The following is a 21,258-nucleotide window of genomic DNA, read 5'->3' as shown; positions in this document are numbered from 1 at the left end:
AGTCTGGGAACTGGAGGGGCATATGTCTGATCTTCCCCGGAAGGCGGTCACCCGTACCGCCAAGCTGGCCGCGCTGCCTTTGGGGTTCGCGGGCCGCGCCACCTGGGGCCTGGGCAAGCGCATCGGCGGCAAGTCGGCGGAGCTGGTGGCCCGGGAGGTGCAGCAGCGCACCGCCGACCAGCTCTTCAAGGTCCTCGGGGAGCTGAAGGGCGGGGCGATGAAGCTGGGCCAGGCCCTGTCCGTCTTCGAGTCCGCGTTGCCCGAGGAGGTCGCGGGGCCCTACCGCGCGGCCCTGACCAAGCTCCAGGAGGCGGCCCCGCCCCTGCCGAGTGCCACGGTGCACGCGGTGCTGGCGGAGCGGCTGGGCGAGGAGTGGCGCGAGCTGTTCCTGACCTTCGACGACAAGCCCGCGGCCGCCGCCTCGATCGGCCAGGTGCACCGGGCGGTGTGGCACGACGGCCGGGACGTGGCCGTGAAGGTGCAGTACCCCGGCGCGGGCGAGGCGCTCCTGTCGGACCTGACGCAGCTCAGCCGGTTCGCCCGGCTGCTGGGCCCGCTGGTGCCGGGCATGGACATCAAGCCGCTCATCACCGAGCTGCGCGACCGGGTGTCGGAGGAGCTGGACTACGAGCAGGAGGCCCTCTCCCAGCGGGCGCACGCCGAGGAGTTCGCGGACGACCCCGATGTGGTGGTGCCCGAGGTGGTCCATCAGTCCGCGCAGGTGCTGGTCACCGAGTGGATCGACGGTGTGCCGCTGGCCGAGGTGATCGCCGGGGGTACGGCCGAGCAGCGTGACCGGGCCGGCCAGTTGCTGGCCAGGTTCCTCTTCTCCGGCCCCGCGCGCACGGGGCTGCTGCACGCCGACCCGCATCCGGGCAACTTCCGGCTGCTGCCACCGGCCGGTGCGGGCGCGGAGGCCGCGGTCGACGAGGAGGCCGGCGCGGGCGCGGACGGTGCGGACCTGGAGGCCGGGGACGCCGGTTCCTGGCGGCTGGGGGTGCTCGACTTCGGGACGGTGGACCGGCTGCCGGGCGGGCTGCCGCAGACCATCGGGGACGCGCTGCGGCTGGCGTTGCGGGGCGACGCGGACGCGGTGTACGAGAGGCTGCGGGCGGAGGGGTTCGTCAAGGAATCCATCGACCTGGAGCCGGACGCGGTGCTGGACTATCTGCTGCCGATCATCGAGCCGGCCGAGGTGGAGGAGTTCACGTTCAGCCGGGGCTGGATGCGCAATCAGGCCGCCCGGATAGCCGATCCGCGCTCCCCCGCCCACCAGTTGGGCAAGCAGCTGAACCTGCCGCCGTCGTATCTGCTGATACACCGGGTGACGCTGAGCACGATCGGGGTGCTGTGCCAGCTGGGTGCGACGGTCCGGCTGCGCGACGAACTGGAGTCCTGGCTGCCGGGCTTCCTGCCGCCCGAGGACGCGGAGGAGGACCGCGCGGGGGCGCGGGAGAGCCTGCCCGCGCAGCAGGACGCGGGCGCGGAGGACACCCCGGCCGAAGCCGTGGACGCGGGCTAGCGGGGGCGTCCCGAAACGGCCTCGGGGCCGGTCCCCGTGGAGGGACCGGCCCCGAGGCAGGGGTACCGATGCGTGGTGTCGCCGGAGGTGTGTGACCCGCCGGGGCGCAGAGAGCGGCTGCGCTCCGGCGGGAGCCTCCGTGGCCGGCCGTCGGCTCAGTGCATGACGGCCATGGCCAGCGCCCGGCGGGCGCGCATCGAGGCGCGCTCCGCCCGGCGCTGCATCCGCCGCGCGGAGATCAGGCGCACGGCCTGGCGGTCCGCGTCGGCTTCACGCATGCGGTCGTGCATATGCGCACGCGCCAGGGCTTCTGGGATGAGTTGCATTTCGCGGGTCCTGTTCTGACGCGAGTCGCTCGCGCCGATGATGGTGACGTCTTGGGTCGCGGAGCCTGCGGGCTCGGCGGTGGGGAGGGACATGGGGGCCTGGTTTCGGGGATCGCGGGTGAGGGGACGGTCGATGGTTCCGATGCGCTTCATGGGCTTGGGGGCCGGGACCCCCAGATCGGCGGTCACGCTGCGACCGGGTTCTTGCGCGGACGGCCCCGCGGCCGCTTCCGGGCGACGACGACGCCCTGGATGAACAGCTCGCCGCCCCAGACACCCCACGGCTCGCGGCGCTCCTTGGCGCCGGCGAGGCAGGCCGCGACGAGCGGGCAGGTGCGGCAGAGGGACTTGGCGTACTCGACGTCGGCCGGGGACTCGGCGAAGAAGACCTCCGGGTCGTAGGCACGGCAGGGCACGGGCACGCCGAGGTTCTCGATGGCGTCGTCGAGCGCGGTGAGCGCGGTGAGCGCGGTGAGGGGGGTCAAGGTGGAGTCCTCCGTGAGGCCGGGCGGGGAGATCGTGTCGGAAGGCGGTACGGACGGGGCGTGCGTGTCGAGTTGCACGGTGGTGGTGTCCTCGTCTGGTCGTTTCCGGCCTGTTGGCCGGGGGGCGGCTGGGTACCAGGTCCTGCTTTCCCGAGGCTCCTTCACGTCGTCTCGTCCGTTGGGACAAAACAAAAGGGCCGCGGTTCCCGAGTGGGGTTCCGCGGCCCTGAAGGCGCCGGCCTGATCTTGATCAGGCTGGATCACTCCAGGGTTCAGGCCCACGGAAGGCCCACATCGTGTGGTGGTGCTTCGTCTGCTCGGTGACGCCGGCTTCCGCTCCCGCACCGACGGCCGCAAAGGCATAGGCCGGAGCCTGTCCCTTCGCTACTGCTGCTGCCGGTGCCTGGGTCGGTCGCTCATTGCGCTCCCGCACGGGAAGACCGGCCAGGGACATCGGAGCGACGGCAAAGATGCCGGACACACCGGTGGCGCGCAGGGAGGACTTCGAGGAGCGGGCGAGATCGCCGAGCGAGCAGGCGGAGACGACCGAGAGATCGGTCATTTTCTGGTTCTCGATGATGCTGATCACTTCAATCGCCTCCTCTCGGCGTCTCGGGGGACCGGCGGGCCGGTCCTGCGTATTCGGATAAGTACAGCACAGAGCCAGGGCTCCAGAGAAGCCGCTGTTTCCGTGGTTAAGAACCTATGGTGACGACTGGGGCGGGCGCAAACTATTTTTCCGACGAGTTTTTCTCACCTTTCACCGCAACCATCCGTGCCGTCCGTGCGTCCGTCGCCACCTGCGCAGATGTCCAGAACGGCGGCGCCGAAGCGGCCCAGCTTCCGCGCGCCGACCCCGGAGATCACGGCCAGCTCGCCCGCCGTGCCCGGCACCGCCTCCGCGATGGCCATCAGGGTGCGGTCGGTGAACACGCAGTAGGTGGGCTGGCCGATCTCCTTCGCGCGGGCCGCCCGCCAGTCGTGCAGCCGCTCGTACAGCGCCTCGTCCATGTCGGAGGGGCAGTCGTCGCAGCGCATCAGCTTCATCTCGCCGGCGACCGTGAGGGTCTTGCCGCAGACCCGGCACCGGGCGGGCCCCCTGGCCCTGCGCCGGACCGCGGCCGGCCGGCCGTCGCTCCCCGAGCCGGCCGGGGAGCCGCTGCCGCTCCAGACGCCCGCGCCCCCCTGCGCGCCCGCCGTGCCCCGGCCGCCGGGGCCCGTGGAGCCGGGGCGCAGACCGTTCAGGAAGCGGGTGGGCCGCCGTCCGGGGCGGCCGCCGGGCGACCGGGACAGGGACCACGAAAGGGTGAGGTGGAGCCGGGCGCGGGTGACGCCGACGTAGAGCAGGCGGCGCTCCTCCTCGATCTGCTCCGGCGTCTTGGCGTAGGTGATCGGCATCATGCCCTCGGTCAGCCCGACCAGGAACACGGCGTCCCATTCCAGGCCCTTCGCCGAGTGCAGCGAGGCCAGGGTGACGCCCTGGACGGTGGGGGCGTGCTGGGCGGCGGCCCGCTCGTCCAGCTCGGCCACCAGGTCGGAGAGGGTCGCCCCCGGCTTGGCCCGTTCGAAGTCCTCCGCGAGGCGGACCAGGGCGGCCAGGGACTCCCAGCGGTCCCGCACCGCTCCGGACCCGGCGGGCGGCTCGCCGTGCCAGCCCTTCGTGGAGAGCACGGCCCGGACCTCGGCGGACAGCCCGTCCGCGTGGTCCAGGAGGGAGTCGTTGCCCCCGGCGCGGGCCGCGCCGCGCAGGGCGACGCCCGCCTCGCGGACCTCCGGGCGCTCGAAGAACCGCTCGGCGCCCCGGAGCTGGTAGGGCACCCCGGCGTCCGCCAGGGCCTGTTCGTACACCTCGGACTGGGCGTTGACCCGGTAGAGCACCGCGATCTCGCCGGCCGGGACGCCCGCGGCGATCAGGTCGCGGACGCGGCGGGCGGTCCCCTCGGCCTCGGCGGGCTCGTCCGCGTACTCCACGAAGGCGGGCTCGGGGCCGCCGTCGCGCTGCGAGACCAGGTCGAGCCGGTGTTCGGCGGCGCGGCCGGTGGCCTGGGCGAGCACCCCGTTGGCGAGGCGGACGACCTGCGGGGTGGAGCGGTAGTCGCGGACGAGCTTGACGACGGTGGCGCCGGGGTGGCGGACACGGAAGTCGAGCAGGTGCTCGGGGGTGGCGCCGGTGAAGGAGTAGATGGTCTGCCCGGCGTCTCCGACGACGCAGAGGCTGTCCCGGTCGCCGAGCCAGAGGTCGAGCAGCCGCTGCTGGAGCGGGCTGACGTCCTGGTACTCGTCCACGACGAAGTGCTGGTACTGGCGGCGTACGTGGTCGGCGATGTCGTGCCGGTCCTGGAGGATGCCGACGGTGAGGAGCAGGACGTCCTCGAAGTCGATCACCGTGCGCTCGCGCTTCAGCTCCTCGTACGTCTCGTAGACCTTGGCGATCTCCGCCGGGTCGCGCGGGGCCTCGCGCTGGGCCTTGGCGACCATGGCCGGGTAGTCGGCAGGGACGGTCCGGGTGACCTTGGCCCACTCGATCTCGCCGGTGACGTCGCGCAGCTCGTTGCGGTCGAGCCGGAGCCGGCAGCGGGCCGCCGCCTCGGCCACCAGCTGCACCTTGCGTTCGAGGAGCCGGGGCAGCTCGCCACCGACCGCTTTCGGCCAGAAGTACTGGAGCTGTCGCAGCGCCGCGGAGTGAAAGGTGCGGGCCTGCACGCCTCCGGCGCCCAGCTGGCGGAGCCGGCCGCGCATCTCCCCGGCCGCCCGGTTGGTGAAGGTGACGGCCAGCACGCTCGACGGCTGGAGAATCCCCGCGCGCACCCCGAACGCGATGCGGTGCGTGATGGCCCGCGTCTTGCCCGTACCGGCTCCGGCCAGCACGCACACCGGTCCGTGCAGGGCCGTGGCGACCTCGCGCTGCTCGGGGTCGAGCCCTTCCAGGACGGCGTCCGCTGTGTCCGGGACACGTGGGAAGAGGGTGGAGTGCGTTGCTGATGTCACCCCGCCATGCTGCCAGGTCGCGCGGGGCGGGCGCGGCGGCTATCCACAGGGGCGAGGCGATTGTCGTACCGGCGCGGAGCCGGCCCCGTACCGTCGCGGCGCCGGCCCGCGGTGCCGGGAATGGTGGGTGGACGCCGTACGTTCTCCTGATGTGCGGCACCGCACCGGGACCGTTGAGACAGAGGAGCGCGAAGACATGCCGGGCACTGTGACGATGTACAGCACCACGTGGTGCGGCTACTGCCGTCGGCTGAAGGGCCAGATGGACCGCGAGGGCATCGCCTACACCGAGATCAACATCGAGCAGGACCCGGAGTCGGCGGCGTTCGTCGAGAAGGCCAACGGCGGAAACCAGACGGTTCCGACCGTCCTGGTGGTTCCCGAGAACGGCGGCGGGGACGTCGTCATGACCAACCCGAGCCTGGCCCAGGTGAAGCAGGCCCTCGGGGCCTGATCCCCGCGCCCGCGCAGCCACCCGCCGTCTCCTCCGGTCAGCGCACCGGAGGAGGCGGCGGTGCCTGTTGTGGGCCTCACGCCCCTGCGCGCACCGGCTTCGGGAGGGGCTTGCCGTACCACAGCTCGATCAGCCGGGAGGCGATCGAGATGCCGAAGGGCGGCAGCATCTCGCCCGACTCGAAGGCGGCGGTCATCTCCTCGCGGGAGAACCAGCGCGCCTCCTCGATCTCCTCGCCGTCCACGTTGATCTCGTACGTCGCGGCGCGGGCCATGAAGCCCAGCATCAGGCTGGACGGGAAGGGCCAGGGCTGACTGGCGACGTACTCGACCTCGCCGACGGTGATGCCCGCCTCCTCGAAGACCTCACGGGCCACGGACTGCTCGATCGACTCGCCGGGCTCGACGAATCCGGCGAGCGTGGAGAAGCGGCCCTCCGGCCAGTGCACCTGGCGGCCGAGCAGGGCGCGGTCCTGGTCGTCGGTGACGAGCATGATGACCGCCGGGTCGGTGCGCGGGTAGTGCTCGGCGCCGCAGGCCGGGCAGCGGCGGATGTGTCCGGCCGCCGCGATCACCGTGCGCTCGCCGCAGCGGGAGCAGAAGCGGTGCAGCCGCTGCCAGTTCTCCAGGGCCACCGCGTGGGCCATCAGGGCGGCGTCGCGCGGGCCGAGGAGCAGCCCCGCCTCGCGCAGCCCGGCCGGGCGCGCCGACTGGTCCATGCGGCCGGGCAGGGTGTCCTTCTGGAGCGCGAAGTAGCTGACGCCGTCCGCGTCGGTGCCGAGGAAGTAGCGGTGGGTCTCGGTGACGGGTGCCTCGAAGGCCGGCGTCATCACCAGCTCGGTGCCGTCGTCGGTGTCGTCGATCAGCACCTGTCCGCCGGAGACGACGAAGACCCTGGTCGTCGGGTGGCTCCACGCGGCTGACAGCCATGCCTCGTCGAGGCGGTGGTGCGCGGCGCGGTCGATGCCGCTCGGCGCGGTCAGACCGATGGGCCGGTCCGGTGTGGCGATGTCGAAGGTGCTCACAGGTGCTTCCTACTCCCCCGGTCGGGCGTTCAGAGAATTCAGCGGAGGGCGGCCGCCAGGTCGCTCCAGAGGTGGGCCGCGGTCTCGACGCCCTTGAACAGCAGGTCCAGTTCGACCTTCTCGTCGGGGGCGTGCCAGCCGTCGGACGGTACGGAGATGCCGAGGAAGAGGACGGGCGCGCCGAGCACGTCCTGGAGGTCGGCGGCGGGTCCGGAGCCCCCTTCGCGGGTGAAGAGGACCTTCCGGTCGAACGCCCTGCCCATGGCGCGGGCCACGGCCTGGAGCGCCGGGTGGTCCAGGGGCGTCAGGCAGGGGCGGATGGCGGGCAGGAAGGTGATCCGCAGGTCGGTCCCGGCCGGGGTGCGGGCCTCGGCCCAGGCGCGGACGGCCCGCTCGACGTGGTCGGGTTCCTGGCCGGCGACCAGGCGGAAGCTGATCTTGGCGCGGGCGGACGAGGGGATGATGGTCTTGCTGCCGGCGCCCTGGTAGCCGCCGCCGATGCCGTTGACCTCGGCGGTCGGGCGGGCCCAGATCCGCTCCAGCGTGGAGTATCCGGCCTCGCCGGACGCGGCACGGGACTTGGCGGTGCGCAGCCAGTCGGCCTCGTCGAAGGGCAGCTCGGCGAGGAGGGCGCGTTCGGTGGCGGTGAGTTCGGCCACGCCGTCGTAGAAGCCGGGGATCGCGACCCGTCCGTCCGCGTCGTGGAGGGCGGCGACGAGGCGGGCGATCTCGGTGGCCGGGTTGGGGACGGCGCCGCCGAACGAGCCCGAGTGGATGTCCTGGTCCGGGCCGCGCAGTTCGATCTCGCACTCGGCGAGGCCGCGCGTCCCCACGCAGACGGTGGGGGTGGTCTCGTTCCACATGCCGGTGTCGGAGACGATCACGACATCGGCGGCGAGCCGGTCGGCGTGCCGCTCGACCAGGTCGCGGAAGTGCGGGGAGCCGGACTCCTCCTCGCCCTCGACGACGAGCTTGAGGTGCACGGCGGGGCCGGTGCGGCCGGTGGCGGCGAGGTGGGCCCGGACGCCGAGGGTGTGGAAGAACACCTGGCCCTTGTCGTCGGCGGCGCCGCGCCCGTACATCCGGCCGTCGCGGATCTCCGGTTCGAACGGTTCGCCGCTCCAGCCGTCCTCGCGGGCGGCGGGCTGGACGTCGTGGTGTCCGTACACGAGGACGGTGGGGGCGGCCGGGTCGTCGGACGGCCAGTGGGCGAAGACGGCGGGCGCCCCGTCGGTCTCCCAGATCTCGGTGACCGGGAAACCGGTCTCCTTCAGCTTCGCGGACAGCCACTCGGCACTGCGCCGTACGTCGCCCTCGTGCTCCGGCTGGGCGGACACGGAGGGGATGCGCAGCCACTCGGCGAGGTCGTCGAGGAAGGCTGTGCGGTGCTGCTCGGTGTACGTACGGACGGCGCTGTCCGGGGTGTCGCTCATGACCTTCAGCTTATCGGGCCGAGGGAGGTGGCTCGTCCAGGAGGATGCGCTCCAGTTCCCTGCGGCCGGGCAGCGAGGCCGGGCGGACGGCCTCCCCGGTGCGCACGAAGAGGAAGGTGGCGGTGACCTCGTCGAGCGGCAGTCCGTGCAGTTCGGCCCAGGCCAGCCGGTAGACGGCGAGCTGGAGCGGGTCGGCGGTGTTGGTGCGGCCGGTCTTCCAGTCGACGATCTCGTACGTGTCGCCCGTGCGGTACACCGCGTCGATGCGGCCGCGCACGACCCGGCCGGCCAGCGTGATCTGGAACGGCGTCTCCACGCGGTACGGGGTGCGGCGGGCGTACGGGGTGCGCTCGAAGGCCGCCTTCAGCTCGGCGAGGTCGTGCTCGTCGGCGATGTCGGCGTCCGTCTCGTCGCCGCCGGGCAGCTCGTCGGGGCCGAGCATGGGCAGCGGCAGCTCCTCGAAGCGGGACTCCACCCAGGCGTGGAAGCGGGTGCCGCGGCGGGCGGCCGGCGCCGGGGGCCGGGGCATGGGGCGGGCCAGCTCCCGCGCGAAGGCGTCCGGGTCGTCGGCGAGGCGCAGCAGCTGGGTGGCGGAGAGGGAGGCGGGGACGAGGACGTCGCGCACGGTGGCGCGGGCCCGGCGCAGCTCTCCGGCGAGGGCGTCCAGGTCCCGGTCCCAGGAGGCGAGGGTGCGGGCCTCCTCCGGGGTGAGGTCGGCGGGCGGGCGGGGGGCCGGGACGTGGGTGGCCGGCGGGGGGAGCGCGTCGTCGGGGAACGGGGCCTCGTCCGGAGCCGGTGGCGCCGCTTCCGCCGGGCCGGACAGCAGGTCCAGGACGGTGTCCGCCGCGGCCCTGCGGCGGGCCAGGGCGGTGGCGTCCAGCGGGAGCGGCCAGGCGTGGTCGGCGGACGCCGCGGCCAGGACCGGGTTCTCGTCGGTCTCGGCGGGCGCGTCGGCCCATGCCTCGATCTCGCCGTGTCCGGCGGCGCAGTGCTCGTACAGCGCGTGCAGGAAGGGGGACGGGCCGCGCGGCTTCTTCTGGCTGGGGCCCCACCAGTGGCCGGAGCCGAGCAGCAGGCTGCGGGGGCGGGTGAAGGTGACGTAGCCGAGGCGCAGCTCCTCGGTGTGCTGGTGCTCCTTCATCTCCGCCTTGAAGCCCTTGAGGCCCTTGGCGTCGTAGGCGTCCAGGGCGGGCAGGGTGGCCGTGTCGCCGCGCAGGGCGTGCGGGAGGATCTGGGGCTGGGCCGTCCATGCCTCGCGGGACCTGGTGCTGGGGAACTGTCCGGTGACCAGTCCGGGCACGGCGACGACGTCCCATTCGAGGCCCTTGGACTTGTGGGCGGTGAGGACCTTGACGGTGTTCTCGCCGCCGGGCAGCGCGTTGTCCAGGCCCTTCTCGTACTGGACGGCGGTGCGCAGGAAGCCGAGAAAGGCGAGGAGTGTGGCCTCGCCGTCCACGGCGGCGAAGCGGGCGGCGACGTCCAGGAAGTTGCCGAGGGTCTCGCGGCGGCGGGCGGCGAGGGCCTGCGGGGACGCGGACAGCTCGACCTCCAGGCCGGTGGTGGCCAGGACCCGGTGCAGGACGTCCATCAGCGGGTCGGCGAGGGAGCGGCGCAGTTCGCGCAGTTCGGCGGCGAGGCGGGCGAAGCGGACGCGGGCCTCGGCGGAGAACGGCAGCCCGTCGTCCTCCTCGCCGCCGCCGTCCAGGAAGGTGTCCAGGGCGTCGGCGAGGGAGATCACCTCGGCCGGGTCCACCCCTTCGACGGCCTCGGCGAGCCGGCGGTCGGGGTCGTGGTCCTCGTCGCCGTGGGTGGCGCGGTGGACGAGGAGGCGGGCCCGGCGGCCGAGCAGGGCCAGGTCGCGGGGGCCGATGCGCCAGCGGGGGCCGGTGAGCAGCCGGACCAGGGCGGCGTTGGCGCCGGGGTCCTGGAGGACTTCGCAGACGGCGACGAGGTCGGCGACCTCGGGGAGGTGGAGCAGCCCGGAGAGGCCGACGACCTCGACCGGGATGTCGCGGGCGACCAGCGCGGCCTGGATCTCCGGGAAGTCCCCGGCGGTGCGGCACAGGACGGCGATCTCGCCGGGCGCCTTGCCGGTGCGCACGAGGTGGGCGATCGAGTCGGCAAGCCAGTCGATCTCCTCCGTGTGGGTGGGCAGCAGGGCGCAGCGGACGATTCCGTCGCGTTCGGCGCCGGGGGCGGGACGCAGGGCCTCGACGCCTTCGTGCATGGCGCGCAGGGGGGCGGCGAGTCCGTTGGCGAGGTGGAGGAGGCGGCCGCCGCTGCGGCGGTTCTCGCTGAGGGCGTAGCGGGTGGCGGGGGTGCCGTCGGCGTGCGGGAAGTGGCTGGGGAAGTCGTCGAGGTTGGCGACGGAGGCGCCGCGCCAGCCGTAGATGGCCTGGCAGGGGTCGCCGACGGCGGTGACGGCGTGTCCGGTGGGCTCGTCGCCGGGGCCGCTGCCGAAGAGGGCGGAGAGCAGCAGGCGCTGGGCGACGGAGGTGTCCTGGTATTCGTCGAGCAGGACGACCCGGTACTCGTCGCGGAGGATCGTGCCGACCTCGGGGCGGGTGAGGGCCAGCTCGGCGGAGAGGGCGATCTGGTCGCCGAAGTCGAGGAGGTCGCGGCTGCGCTTGGCCTCGCGGTAGCGCCGGGTCAGTGCGAGCAGTTCGCGGCGGGCCTCGGCGGTCGCGGGGATCTTGCGCAGCTCCTCGTTGCTGAGCTTCGCGGTCTCCAGCGCGCGCAGCAGTTCGGTGTCGTACGCGTCGAGCCGCTCGGGGTCCACGAGGTGTTCGGCGAGTTCGGCGTCGAGGGCGAGGAGGTCGCTGACGAGGGTGGGGAAGGACCTGGTCAGGGCCGGGTAGGGGCCGGGGGCCTCGCGCAGTACGCGGGCGGCGAGCTGGTAGCGGGTGGCGTCGGCGAGGAGGCGGGTGGCCGGTTCGAGGCCGATGCGCAGCCCGTGCTCGGTCAGCAGCCGGCCGGCGAAGGCGTGGTACGTGGAGATGGCGGGTTCGCCGGGCGGATCGTCCGGGTCGATCGCGTCCGGGTCGGTGACGCCGGCGGCGACGAGGGCCTTGCGGACGCGTTCGGCCAGCTCGCCGGCCGCCTTGTTGGTGAAGGTGAGCCCGAGGACCTGTTCGGGGGCGACCCGGCCGGTGCCGACCAGCCACACCACACGGGCGGCCATCACCGTGGTCTTGCCCGATCCGGCTCCGGCCACGATCACCTGCGGGGCGGGCGGCGCGGTGATGCAGGCCGTCTGCTCCGGGGTGAAGGGGATGCCGAGGAGCTCCTTGAGCTGCTCGGGGTCGGTGAGGCGCGGGGACACTCCACAGAGGCTAACCGGCGCCGCCGACAACCCGCGAAGCCGGAGAACTTCCCGGACCGGCCCGGCCGCGGTGGCGCCCGTCACACCCGAACGGGTCTAAATTGTCTGCTGGTCACACCAACAGCCTTATGAGGACGGTCATATGAGCGCCGACGCATCCGCCCCTGACGCCACCGAGCCGAGGAAGCGCATCGATACGACGAAGGCGCACCCCGCGCGGGTCTACGACGTCTTCCTGGGCGGGAAGGACAACTATCCGGCCGACCGCGAGGCGGCGTCGATGGCCCTGGCCGCCCATCCGCGCGGCTACCTCACCGTGCGGCACAACCGGGACTTCATGCGCCGGGCGGTGACCCTCGCGGCCCACGACGGCATCCGGCAGTTCCTGGACATCGGCACCGGTCTGCCGACCCAGCAGAACGTGCACCAGATCGCGCAGGGCATCGCGCCCGAGTCGCGAGTGGTCTACGTGGACAACGACCCGGTCGTCCTGGTGCACGCGCAGGCCCTGCTCACCAGCGGTCCCGAGGGCCGCACCGACTACATCGAGGCGGATCTGCGGGAGCCGGACCGGATTCTGGCGGCCGCCCGGCGCACGCTCGACTTCGACCGCCCGGTGACCCTGGTCCTGGCGGCCGTGACCCATTTCATCGAGGACGAGACGGCCTACCCGGTGGTGCGCACGCTCGTGGACTCGCTGGCGCCCGGCAGCGTCCTGGTCCTGAGCAACGTCAGCTCCGACCTCAACGAGGAGCAGGTCGGCGGCGTCACCAAGGCGTTCAAGGAGCGCGGCTTCGCCATGGTGCGCCGCTCGTACGCCCAGATGGAGCGCTTCGTCACCGACAACGGCCTGGAGCTGCTGGAGCCCGGCATCGTGCCCGTGCACCGCTGGCGGCCGGAGCGGGTCGTGGACCTGCCGGAGGCCCGGTATCCGGACGCCGAGTTCGTGGCGGGCCTGGACGAGCTGGACCGTACGCGCTACCGGGACATCAACGACGTCACCGACGCGGACGTCAGTGTGTACGGCCTGGTGGCCCGCAAGGCGTAGGCCGCCGCTGCCCGGTCCGGTGGGCCGCCGCCGCCCCCCCTATTCCAGGACGTGCCGGCCCTCCGGCCGGGCGCTGCACGACGCCTTGAAGGCGCAGTGCCCGCAGTGCCGGCCGGTCGTGGGCGTGAACCGTTCGTCCAGGACGCGCCCGGCCGCGGTGGCCAGCAGGTCGGAGATCCACGCGGAGTCCGGTGGCGTCTGCGCCTGCACCTTGGGCGCGGTGTCGCCGCCCTCCTTCTTGGGGGCGGCCTGGCGCAGCTGTACGAGTTCGGCGCCGCCCGGCTCGGGCCGCGTACCGCCGAAGACGTCGTCGACCGCGCCTTCCCGCACGGCGAGCTGGTACACGGCGAGCTGGGGGTGGTGGTCGACCTCGTCCTTCGTCGGGGCCTGCTTGCCGGTCTTGAAGTCGACGACGTAGGCGCGGCCCTCGGCGTCCTTCTCGACGCGGTCCATGGAGCCCCGGATGCGCACCTCGTACGCGCCCGCCTCCAGCGTCACGTCGAAGTCGTGCTCGCTGGCGACGGGGGTGCGGCCGGACCGGTCCATGACGTGCCAGCGCAGGAAGCGTTCGAGGGCGACGCGCGCCTGTTCCCTCTCCTGCCGCGACTTCCAGGGGGCGTCGAAGACCAGTCCGTCCCAGACCGATTCGAGGCGTTCCATGAGGACGGCCAGATCGGCGGGCGTACGGCCGGAGGCCACCTCGTCGGCCAGCACGTGCAGGACGTTCCCGAAGCCCTGGGCGGCGGTCGCGGGCGCGTCGGCCTTCACCTCGCGGCCGAGGAACCACTGGAGCGCGCAGGTGTTGGCGAGCTGGTCGAGGGCGCTGCCGGAGAGCGCGACGGGCCGGTCCCGGTCGCGCAGCGGTACGGCGGAGCGGGTCGGCTCGTACAGGCCCCACCAGCGGTGCGGGTGGGCGGCGGGCACCAGCGGGCGGCCCTCGTCGTCGCTGAGCGCGGCCAGCCGGGCCAGGCGGCGGGCGGCCTCCTCGCGCAGCGCGGCGGAGGCGGCCGGGTCGACGGTGGTGGCGCGCAGTTCGGCGACGAGCGCGGCGACGGACAGCGGGCGGCGCGGGCGGCCGGTGACGTCCCTGGGTTCGACGCCGAGTTCGGCGAGGAAGCGGGAGGGCTGGTCGCCGTCGTCGGCGGGGGCCTTGACCGCGGTGACGACCAGGCGTTCACGGGCACGGGTCGCCGCCACGTAGAACAGCCGCCGCTCCTCCGCGAGCAGGGCGCCGGGGGTGAGGGGTTCGGCGAGTCCGTCGCGGCCGATGCGGTCCGCCTCCAGGAGGGAGCCGCGGCGGCGCAGGTCCGGCCAGAGCCCTTCCTGCACACCGGCGACGACGACGAGGCGCCATTCCAGGCCCTTGGAGCGGTGGGCGGTCATCAGCCGTACGGCGTCGGGCCGCACCACGCGCCGGGAGAGGGTGTCGGCCGCGATGTCCTGGGCGTCCACCTCCTCCAGGAAGTTGAGCGCGCCCCGGCCGCCGGTGCGCTGTTCGGCGCGGGCGGCCGTGTCGAACAGGGCGCACACCGCGTCGAGGTCCCGGTCCGCGTTGCGCCCGGCGGCGCCGCCGCGCAGGGCCGCGCGCTCCAGCCGGTCCGGCCAGGGGGTGCCGGACCACAGCGCCCACAGGGCCTCCTCGGCCGTGCCGCCCGCTTCCAGCAGTTCGCGGGCGGTACGCAGCAGCGCGCCGAGCCGCTGGGCGCCGCGCGCGTACGACGGGTCGTGCGTCACCAGCCGTTCCGGTTCGGCGAGCGCGCGGGCCAGCAGGGCGCCGGAGGGCGCGGGCACCCGGCTGCCGGCAGCCCGCTCCTCGTCCCGCAGGGCGCGGCCGAGCCGGCGCAGATCGGCGGCGTCCATGGCCCCGAGGGGCGAGGCGAGCAGGGTGAGCGCGGTCTCGGTGTCGAGCCAGGGGGCGGGGTCGGAGGAGTCGGCGGGGTCGTCGGAGGAGTCGGCTGCGGCCGTCAGTGCCGCCGTCGCCACCGCGCGCAGGGCCGTCAGCAGGGGGCCCACCGCCGGTTCGTGGCGCAGGGCCAGGTCGTCGCCGTCCACCTCCAGCGGCACGCCCGCCGAGGTCAGGGCCCGGCGCAGGGCGGGCAGCGTACGGCCGCCGGCCCGGACGAGCACCGCCATCTCGTGCCACGGCACCCCGTCCTCCAGATGCGCGCGGCGCAGCAGGTCCGCGATGTTCTCCAGCTCCGTGGAGGCGGTGGGGTAGGTGTACGCCTCGACGGCGCCGCCCTCGCGGACCGCGCCCAGCTCGCGGTGGGCCCGGACCTTCGCCGAGGGCAGCCGGGTGAGCGGCATCCGCCGGGTGAGCAGCCGGGTGGCGGCGAGCAGCCGGTCGCCGGAGCGGCGCGAGGTGGTGAGGACGCCGACCGGGGCGGGCGCGCCGTCCGCGCGCCGGAACATCTCGGGGAAGTCCAGGATGCCGTTCACATCGGCGCCCCGGAACGCGTAGATCGACTGGTCCGGGTCACCGAAGGCGATCAGGTCCCGTCCGCCGCCGCCCCCCGGCGTGCTGCCCCGGTTGCCGGCCAGCGCGTGCAGCAGCCGCACCTGGGCGGGGTCGGTGTCCTGGTACTCGTCGACGAAGACCGCGTCGTACGTTCCGGCGAGCCGTGCCGACACCTCGGGGCGCTCCGCGAGCAGCACCGCGCGGTGCACCAGCTCCGCGTAGTCGAGCACCCCCTGCGCGTCCAGCACGTCGAGGTATTCGGCGAGGAAGCGGGCGGCGGCGCCCCAGTCGGGCCGGCCGGTGCGCCGGGCGAAGGCGGCGAGGGCGTCCGGGCCGAGGCCCAGCTCACGGCTGCGGGCGAGCACCGCGCGCACCTCGTCGGCGAAGCCGCGCGTGGTCAGGCAGGCGCGCAGCTCGTCGGGCCAGCGGATGTGCGGGCGCCCCTCCTTCTCCAGGTCGAGCTGGCCGGCCAGCAGGTCGCGGACGGTCACATCCTGCTCCGGGCCGGACAGCAGCCGCAGCGGGTCCGCGAAGAGGTCGGCGTCCTGGTGGGCGCGGACGAGGGCGTAGCAGAAGGAGTGGAAGGTGGTGGCCTGCGGGCCCCGGGCTGCGCCGAGCCGGGCGGCCATCCGGTCGCGCAGTTCGACGGCGGCCTTGCGGCTGAAGGTGAGGACCAGCACCCGGGCCGGGTCGGCGCCCTTGGCGATGCGGGCGGCGACGGCCTCGACGAGCGTGGTCGTCTTGCCGGTACCCGGCCCGGCGAGGACCAGCAGCGGCCCGCCGGGGTGGTCAACCACGGCGCGCTGCGCCGCGTCCAGGAGAGGGGGCTCCACCGAACCCGGCAGGGTGCGCACCAGACGGTACGGGCCCGTGGTCCCCGGCCGTGCGTCACGGTGAGGACTGTGCCGGGTGGTGGAGGAGGTGCTCACGTGGGTTCGCCGGTCCTGGTGGGTGTACGGGTGGTGAGAGCGGGGTATCGGCCGCGAACTGAAGACGCTACTCCGGCACGCTGCCGGAATGCGCCGGGACGCCTGCGGAGCTCGTCACGTTCTTCGCGGGAAGCGGCTCCGGCCGCTCCGGTCCGGCCGTCCCCGGACGGCCCGGTCCCCCGCCGGTCCGCCCCCGCGCCGCGTCGGCGTCCGCGCCGACCCGGCTGCGCCCGTTCCGCCGCCGGATGGCCGAAGCTGTCAGGTGTGAGCTCCCCCACCGCCGGCGGGCGCGTCCGCCGGGCCGCCCGTCACGCCGTCCCACCGTGCGCGCCGCATGTCCAGGCGCGGGAGATGGCCCTGCGCGCTCGCGGGGGCCTCCCGCAGCGGGGTGTTCTCCTCGCGGTAGTGGTCCAGGGCGCGCAGCTCGTGGCCCGGCAGCAGCCTGCCGTCGGACCGCACCACGCGCCACCACGGCACCGCGCCCCCGTACAGCGTCATGACCCGGCCGACCTGGCGCGGCCCGCCCTCCTCCAGCCACTCCGCGATGTCGCCGTACGTCATGACGCGGCCGGCCGGGATCAGTTCGGCGACGTCGAGCACGCGCTCCGCGTACTCCGGCAGCGCGTCGCCCGTCGGGTGTTCGCTCACCCGCCCCATTCTGTCGTACGCCACCGACAGCCGGGGCGGCGCCGTGTCCGCGCGTACACGCAGCGTGCGCGCGGCGTGAAAGTTGCGTATCTTGCGCTTCGCACGCCTCCGCATCGCACCCTGATGCCCCCCTGCGTCCGTCGGCCGTGCCACCATCGTGCGGGCGGTGACCGGTGATACGAGAAGACGAAGACCAACCAGAGGCGACGAAGGAGCAGGGCGTGCAGCCACCGAAGGCGGCCGACGCCTCCGACGCGGAACCGCGTCCGGACAAGGAGGCGGAGAGTCCCGCCGGGCACTCCGCGGGTTCGACGCTCGCCTCCGCCGACGCCGCGCAGGCCGAGCGGGTCTCCGGCGACGAACCGCTGCTGCCCGCCCGGGTGCACCGCCCCTCCGACCTGCTGCGCCTGCTCATCGGGGTGCTGGCGGTCGTCGTGCTGTTCTCGGTCGCCGCCTTCGCCCACGGCACGACCACCGGTCTTGAGGAGGACATCAACAAGGGGACGGGTCAGGCCCCCGACCTGCTCATCAAGCTGGCCGGGCTGGTCTCCAGCATCGCCGTACTGCTCGTGCCGGTCGCCTTCGCCATCGAGCGGCTGATCAAACGCGACGGACTGCGGATCGCGGACGGGGTGCTGGCCGCGGTGCTGGCGCACGGCGTGACGCTCGCCACGGACCTGTGGGTCGCCAAGTCCGCCTCCGACACCGTGCAGGACGCGCTGACCCAGCCGCAGCCCGGCGACGCGTTCAGCGATCCGGTGCACGGCTACCTCGCGCCGGTGATCGCGTACATGACGGCGGTCGGCATGGCGAGACGGCCGCGCTGGCGGGTCGTGCTGTGGGTGGTGCTGCTGCTGGACGCCTTCGCGATGCTGGTGGGCGGCTACACGACCCCGTTCTCCATCGTGCTGACGGTGCTGATCGGCTGGACGGTGGCGTACGGCACGCTGTACGCGGTCGGCTCGCCGAATGTCCGCCCGACCGGCCAGCACCTGATGGCGGGACTGCGGCACGTGGGCTTCCGGCCGGTCACCGCGATGCGGGCCGAGGACGCGCCCGACTCCGGCGACCAGAGCGACCGGGGGCGCCGCTATCTGGTGTCGCTGGAGCACGGGCCACCGCTCGACGTGACCGTCGTGGACCGCGAACAGCAGGCCCAGGGGTTCTTCTACCGGGTGTGGCGCAGGCTCACGCTGCGCGGCTTCACCCAGCGCCGGTCCATCCAGTCGCTGCGCCAGGCGCTGGAGCAGGAGGCACTTCTCGCGTACGCGGCGATCGCCGCCGGGGCCAACGCGCCCAAGCTCATCGCCACCAGCGAGCTGGGCCCGGACGCGGTGATGCTGGTCTACGAGCACATCGGCGGCCGGTCCCTGGACGCCCTGGAGGACGCCGAGATCACCGACGAGGTGGTGCGGGGTGCCTGGCAGCAGGTGAAAGCCCTCCAGTCGCGCCGGATCGCGCACCGCAGGCTCACGGGCGACGCCATCCTGGTGGATCGTTTCGGCAAGGTGTTCGTCACCGATCTGCGCGGCGGCGAGATCGCGGCCGGTGATCTGGTGCTGCGGATGGACATCGCGCAGCTGCTCACCACCACCGGTCTGCGGGTGGGCCCGGAGCGGGCCGTGGCCGCCGCGCTCGCCGTCCTCGGGCCGGACGCGGTCGCCGACTGCCTGCCGCTGCTCCAGCCGATCGCGCTCAGCCGCTCCACCCGCGCGCAGCTGCGCCGGCTCGCCCGTGAGCGGTCCCAGCGCGAGCGCGACGCCGTCCTGGAGGCGTCCGGCGCGGCCAAGCGGGCCAGGGCCGAGGAAGCGCATCCGGCCGGGGACGCCGGCCGCAAGGCGGCCCGCAAGTCGCTGCGCACCGAGAAGCAGGCCGAGAAGCGGGCCATGGACGACGCCCTCGAAGAGGCGCGCGAGGAGGACCTGCTCTCCCAGATCCGCCGCGAGGTGCTGCTGATCCGGCCGCAGGCGCCGGTCGAGCCGGTCCGCCTGGAACGCATCAAGCCGCGCACCCTGTTCAGCTTCATCGCCGGTGCCATCGCCGCCTACTTCCTGATCTCGCAGGTCACCGAGGCCGACTTCGGGGCGGTCGTGGAGCAGGCGGAGTGGGGCTGGGTGGCCGCCGCGCTGGGCTTCTCGGCGCTGAGCTATGTGGCCGCCGCGATGAGCCTGCTGGGCTTCGTGCCCGAGCGGGTGTCGTTCGGCAGGACGGTCCTCGCGCAGGTCGCCGGGTCGTTCGTGAAGATCGTGGCCCCGGCCGCGGTCGGCGGGGTCGCGCTGAACACCCGGTTCCTCCAGCGCTCCGGGGTGCGGCCGGGCCTCGCGGTGGCGAGTGTGGGCGCCTCGCAGCTGTTCGGTCTGGGCTGCCACATCCTGCTGCTCGGCGCCTTCGGCTATCTGACCGGCACCGAGAAGACGCCCTCCTCGCTCACCCCGTCCAGGACCGTGATCGCCGGGCTGCTGACGGTCGCCGTGCTGGTCCTGGTCGTCACCGCGATCCCGTTCCTGCGCAAGTTCGTGGTGACCCGTGTCCGGTCGCTGTTCGCCGGGGTCGTGCCCCGCATGCTCGACGTCGTGCAGCGGCCGCAGAAACTGCTCACCGGCATCGGCGGGATGCTCCTGCTGACCGGCGTGTTCGTGATGTGCCTGGACGCCTCGATCCGCGCGTTCAGCGGTCCGGACACCCCGCACCTCAGCTACGCGAGCATCGCGGTCGTCTTCCTCGCCGGCAACGCCCTCGGCTCGGCCGCCCCGACGCCGGGCGGTATGGGCGCCGTCGAGGGCGCGCTGACGCTGGGTCTGATCGCGGTCGGGCTGCCGAAGGAGGTCGCCGCTCCGGCCGTGCTGCTGTTCCGGCTGATGACCCTGTGGCTGCCGGTCCTTCCCGGCTGGCTGTGCTTCAACCACCTCACGCGCAAGGGCGAACTCTGAAGGGCCCACCGGCCACCCGCTTGGACCGGCACCCCGTGCGGCCGCCCCGGCACCACCGCAGCATGGAGCGATGCGGACCTCCCCTGCCCTGCGCGCCGCGGCCCTCGCCGCCACCGTGACCGTGCTGCTCCCCCTCGCCGGCTGTTCGGACGGCGGTGACGGGGAAGCGGCCGACCGCTCGACGACGAGGCAGCCCCGCGCGGTGAACGCCGCCACCGGCACCCCGTCCGACCTCGCCGACCAGAAGCTGACGTGGAAGAAGTGCCCCGCCCCTTCCCGGGCGCAGGGGGGCGGCAAACCACCGTCGCCGCTGCCCGGCGGGGCGAACTGGGAGTGCGCCTCCATGAAGGTCCCCCTCGACTACGCGAAGCCCACCGGCGACACCGTCGAACTCGCGCTCATCCGGGCCAGGGCCATCAGCTCCGAAAAGCGGATCGGCTCCCTGATCTTCAACTTCGGCGGTCCCGGCGGCTCCGGTGTCGCCACCCTGCCCGCGTTCGGCACCGAGTACGACAAACTGCGCGCCCGCTACGACCTGGTGAGCTTCGACCCGCGCGGCGTGGGGAACAGCGACGGCGTCGAGTGCGAGAGCGACAAGCAGCTCGACGCCCGCTACCAGGAGGACGGCACCCCGGACGACGCGGCGGAGGAGAAGGCGTTCGTCCGGGACACCGAGAAGTTCGCCGCCGCCTGCGACAAGCGGTCCGGCAGGCAGCTCCCGTACGTCGGCACCACCAACGCCGCCCGCGACATGGACCTGATGCGCCAGGTGCTCGGCGACGAGAAGCTGTACTACTTCGGCATCTCGTACGGCACCGAGCTGGGCGGCGTCTACGCGCACCTGTTCCCGGAGAACGTCGGCCGGGCGGTGCTCGACGCGGTCGTGGACCCGACCGAGAACGCCGAGGAGTCCTCGCTCAGCCAGGCCAAGGGCTTCCAGCTCGCCCTGGACAACTTCGCGAAGGACTGCGCGGACCGGGGCGACGCCTGCAAGCTGCCCGGCTCGGACGGGCAGGAGGTCGAACAGGGCATCTCCGAGCTGCTGGACCGGCTGGAGAAGAAGCCGATCCGGGGCATCGGCGCCCGCAAACTGACCGAGACCCAGGCCACCACCGGGATCGCGGCGGCCCTCTACTCCAAGGAGACCTGGCCCCTGCTCGAACAGGGTGTGGACGAGGCCGACGGCGGGAACGGCTCCCTGCTCCTGGCCCTGGCCGACTCCCTCAACGGCCGCTCCGAGGACGGCCGCTACGACAACTCCGCCGCCGCCTACACCGCGATCACCTGCGCCGACTCGCGCGAGCGGTTCACGGTGGAGCAGACGAAGGCGAAGCTGCCCGACTTCCGGGAGGCGTCGCCCGTCTTCGGCGACTACCTGGGCTGGGGCCTGATGGGCTGCACCGACTGGCCCGCCGCGGGCACCTGGAAGACCCCCGACGTCAGCGCCGCCGGCTCCGCCCCGATCCTCGTCATCGGCAACACCGGCGACCCCGCGACCCCGTACGCGGGGGCGAAGGCGATGGCCGAGGAGCTGGGCGAGGACGTCGGCGTGGAGCTGACGTACAAGGGCGAGGGGCACGGCGCGTACAACAGCGGCGACGCCTGCGTACAGAAGGCGGTCGGCGGCTATCTGCTCGACGGCCGGGTCCCGGCGGACGGCACCGTCTGCGGCTAGGTCCTTCCGCCCGGAT

General features: G+C 73.6%; 14 protein-coding genes. 5 read left to right on the top strand and 9 right to left on the bottom strand.

The window, feature by feature from the left end:
- Positions 1-22: 22 nt before the first annotated feature.
- The gene (locus DNK56_RS24770; RefSeq protein WP_111338051.1) at positions 23-1,522 is read left to right on the top strand and encodes an ABC1 kinase family protein; all 1,500 of its coding nucleotides are present in this window, start codon (positions 23-25) and stop codon (positions 1,520-1,522) included.
- A gap of 155 nt (positions 1,523-1,677) precedes the next feature.
- Here the strand turns inward: DNK56_RS24770 and DNK56_RS24765 are convergent, their stop codons facing one another.
- From DNK56_RS24765 to DNK56_RS24750, 4 genes are all read right to left on the bottom strand, one after another.
- Complete coding sequence (locus DNK56_RS24765; protein WP_199563704.1) at positions 1,678-2,001, bottom strand: hypothetical protein; 324 nt, start codon at positions 1,999-2,001, stop codon at positions 1,678-1,680.
- A gap of 32 nt (positions 2,002-2,033) precedes the next feature.
- A complete protein-coding gene (locus tag DNK56_RS24760; protein ID WP_111338049.1) occupies positions 2,034-2,411 on the bottom strand; it encodes a WhiB family transcriptional regulator in 378 nt (125 codons plus the stop codon).
- A gap of 172 nt (positions 2,412-2,583) precedes the next feature.
- Positions 2,584-2,922 carry a hypothetical protein gene (locus DNK56_RS24755; RefSeq protein WP_111338048.1) on the bottom strand — a complete coding sequence of 113 codons (339 nt, stop codon included), beginning with the start codon at positions 2,920-2,922 and terminating at the stop codon, positions 2,584-2,586.
- Positions 2,923-3,086: 164 nt separating this feature from the next.
- Complete coding sequence (locus DNK56_RS24750) at positions 3,087-5,321, bottom strand: ATP-dependent DNA helicase UvrD2 (RefSeq protein WP_111338047.1); 2,235 nt, start codon at positions 5,319-5,321, stop codon at positions 3,087-3,089.
- Positions 5,322-5,517: 196 nt separating this feature from the next.
- On the opposite strand from DNK56_RS24750, the gene DNK56_RS24745 reads away from it, so the two are divergent.
- Entirely contained in the window at positions 5,518-5,775 is a 258-nt protein-coding gene (locus DNK56_RS24745) for a mycoredoxin (RefSeq protein ID WP_073964075.1), read from the top strand.
- A 76-nt stretch (positions 5,776-5,851) separates the two neighbouring features.
- On the opposite strand, the gene nudC is transcribed toward DNK56_RS24745, so the two are convergent.
- Genes nudC through DNK56_RS24730 form a run of 3 tightly spaced genes read right to left on the bottom strand, consistent with a single transcriptional unit; the run spans position 5,852 to position 11,554 of the window.
- Positions 5,852-6,799: an NAD(+) diphosphatase gene (nudC, locus tag DNK56_RS24740; RefSeq protein ID WP_111338046.1), complete on the bottom strand. Its 948-nt coding sequence runs from the start codon at positions 6,797-6,799 to the stop codon at positions 5,852-5,854.
- A 38-nt stretch (positions 6,800-6,837) separates the two neighbouring features.
- Entirely contained in the window at positions 6,838-8,232 is a 1,395-nt protein-coding gene (locus DNK56_RS24735) for a dipeptidase (RefSeq protein ID WP_111338045.1), read from the bottom strand.
- 10 nt (positions 8,233-8,242) lie between these two features.
- Entirely contained in the window at positions 8,243-11,554 is a 3,312-nt protein-coding gene (locus DNK56_RS24730; RefSeq protein ID WP_111338044.1) for an ATP-dependent DNA helicase, read from the bottom strand.
- A 142-nt stretch (positions 11,555-11,696) separates the two neighbouring features.
- Between DNK56_RS24730 and DNK56_RS24725 the strand changes: the two genes are divergently transcribed.
- Positions 11,697-12,602 carry an SAM-dependent methyltransferase gene (locus DNK56_RS24725; protein WP_111338043.1) on the top strand — a complete coding sequence of 302 codons (906 nt, stop codon included), beginning with the start codon at positions 11,697-11,699 and terminating at the stop codon, positions 12,600-12,602.
- A gap of 39 nt (positions 12,603-12,641) precedes the next feature.
- On the opposite strand, the gene DNK56_RS24720 is transcribed toward DNK56_RS24725, so the two are convergent.
- Together DNK56_RS24720 and DNK56_RS24710 are read right to left on the bottom strand one after the other, a co-directional pair.
- Positions 12,642-15,989, bottom strand: a complete 3,348-nt coding sequence (locus DNK56_RS24720) for an ATP-dependent helicase (RefSeq protein ID WP_111338042.1) — start codon at positions 15,987-15,989, stop codon at positions 12,642-12,644.
- A 258-nt stretch (positions 15,990-16,247) separates the two neighbouring features.
- Positions 16,248-16,646 (bottom strand): MGMT family protein, encoded by a 399-nt coding sequence (locus DNK56_RS24710; protein ID WP_241990179.1) that lies wholly within the window; start codon positions 16,644-16,646, stop codon positions 16,248-16,250.
- A gap of 212 nt (positions 16,647-16,858) precedes the next feature.
- Here DNK56_RS24710 and DNK56_RS24705 point away from each other — a divergent pair, with 212 nt between their 5' ends.
- Entirely contained in the window at positions 16,859-19,567 is a 2,709-nt protein-coding gene (locus tag DNK56_RS24705; RefSeq protein WP_111338040.1) for a lysylphosphatidylglycerol synthase transmembrane domain-containing protein, read from the top strand.
- Between the two features lie 70 nt (positions 19,568-19,637).
- Positions 19,638-21,242, top strand: coding sequence for an alpha/beta hydrolase (locus DNK56_RS24700; RefSeq protein WP_111338039.1), 1,605 nt, complete (start codon positions 19,638-19,640; stop codon positions 21,240-21,242).
- Positions 21,243-21,258 lie beyond the last annotated feature (16 nt).

Origin of the sequence: Streptomyces sp. AC1-42W, assembly GCF_003248355.1 — a bacterium.
Taxonomy (GTDB): Bacteria; Actinomycetota; Actinomycetes; order Streptomycetales; family Streptomycetaceae; genus Streptomyces.
The sequence above is the reverse complement of the archived record's forward strand: the minus strand, read 5'-3'. Positions and strand labels throughout refer to the sequence as shown.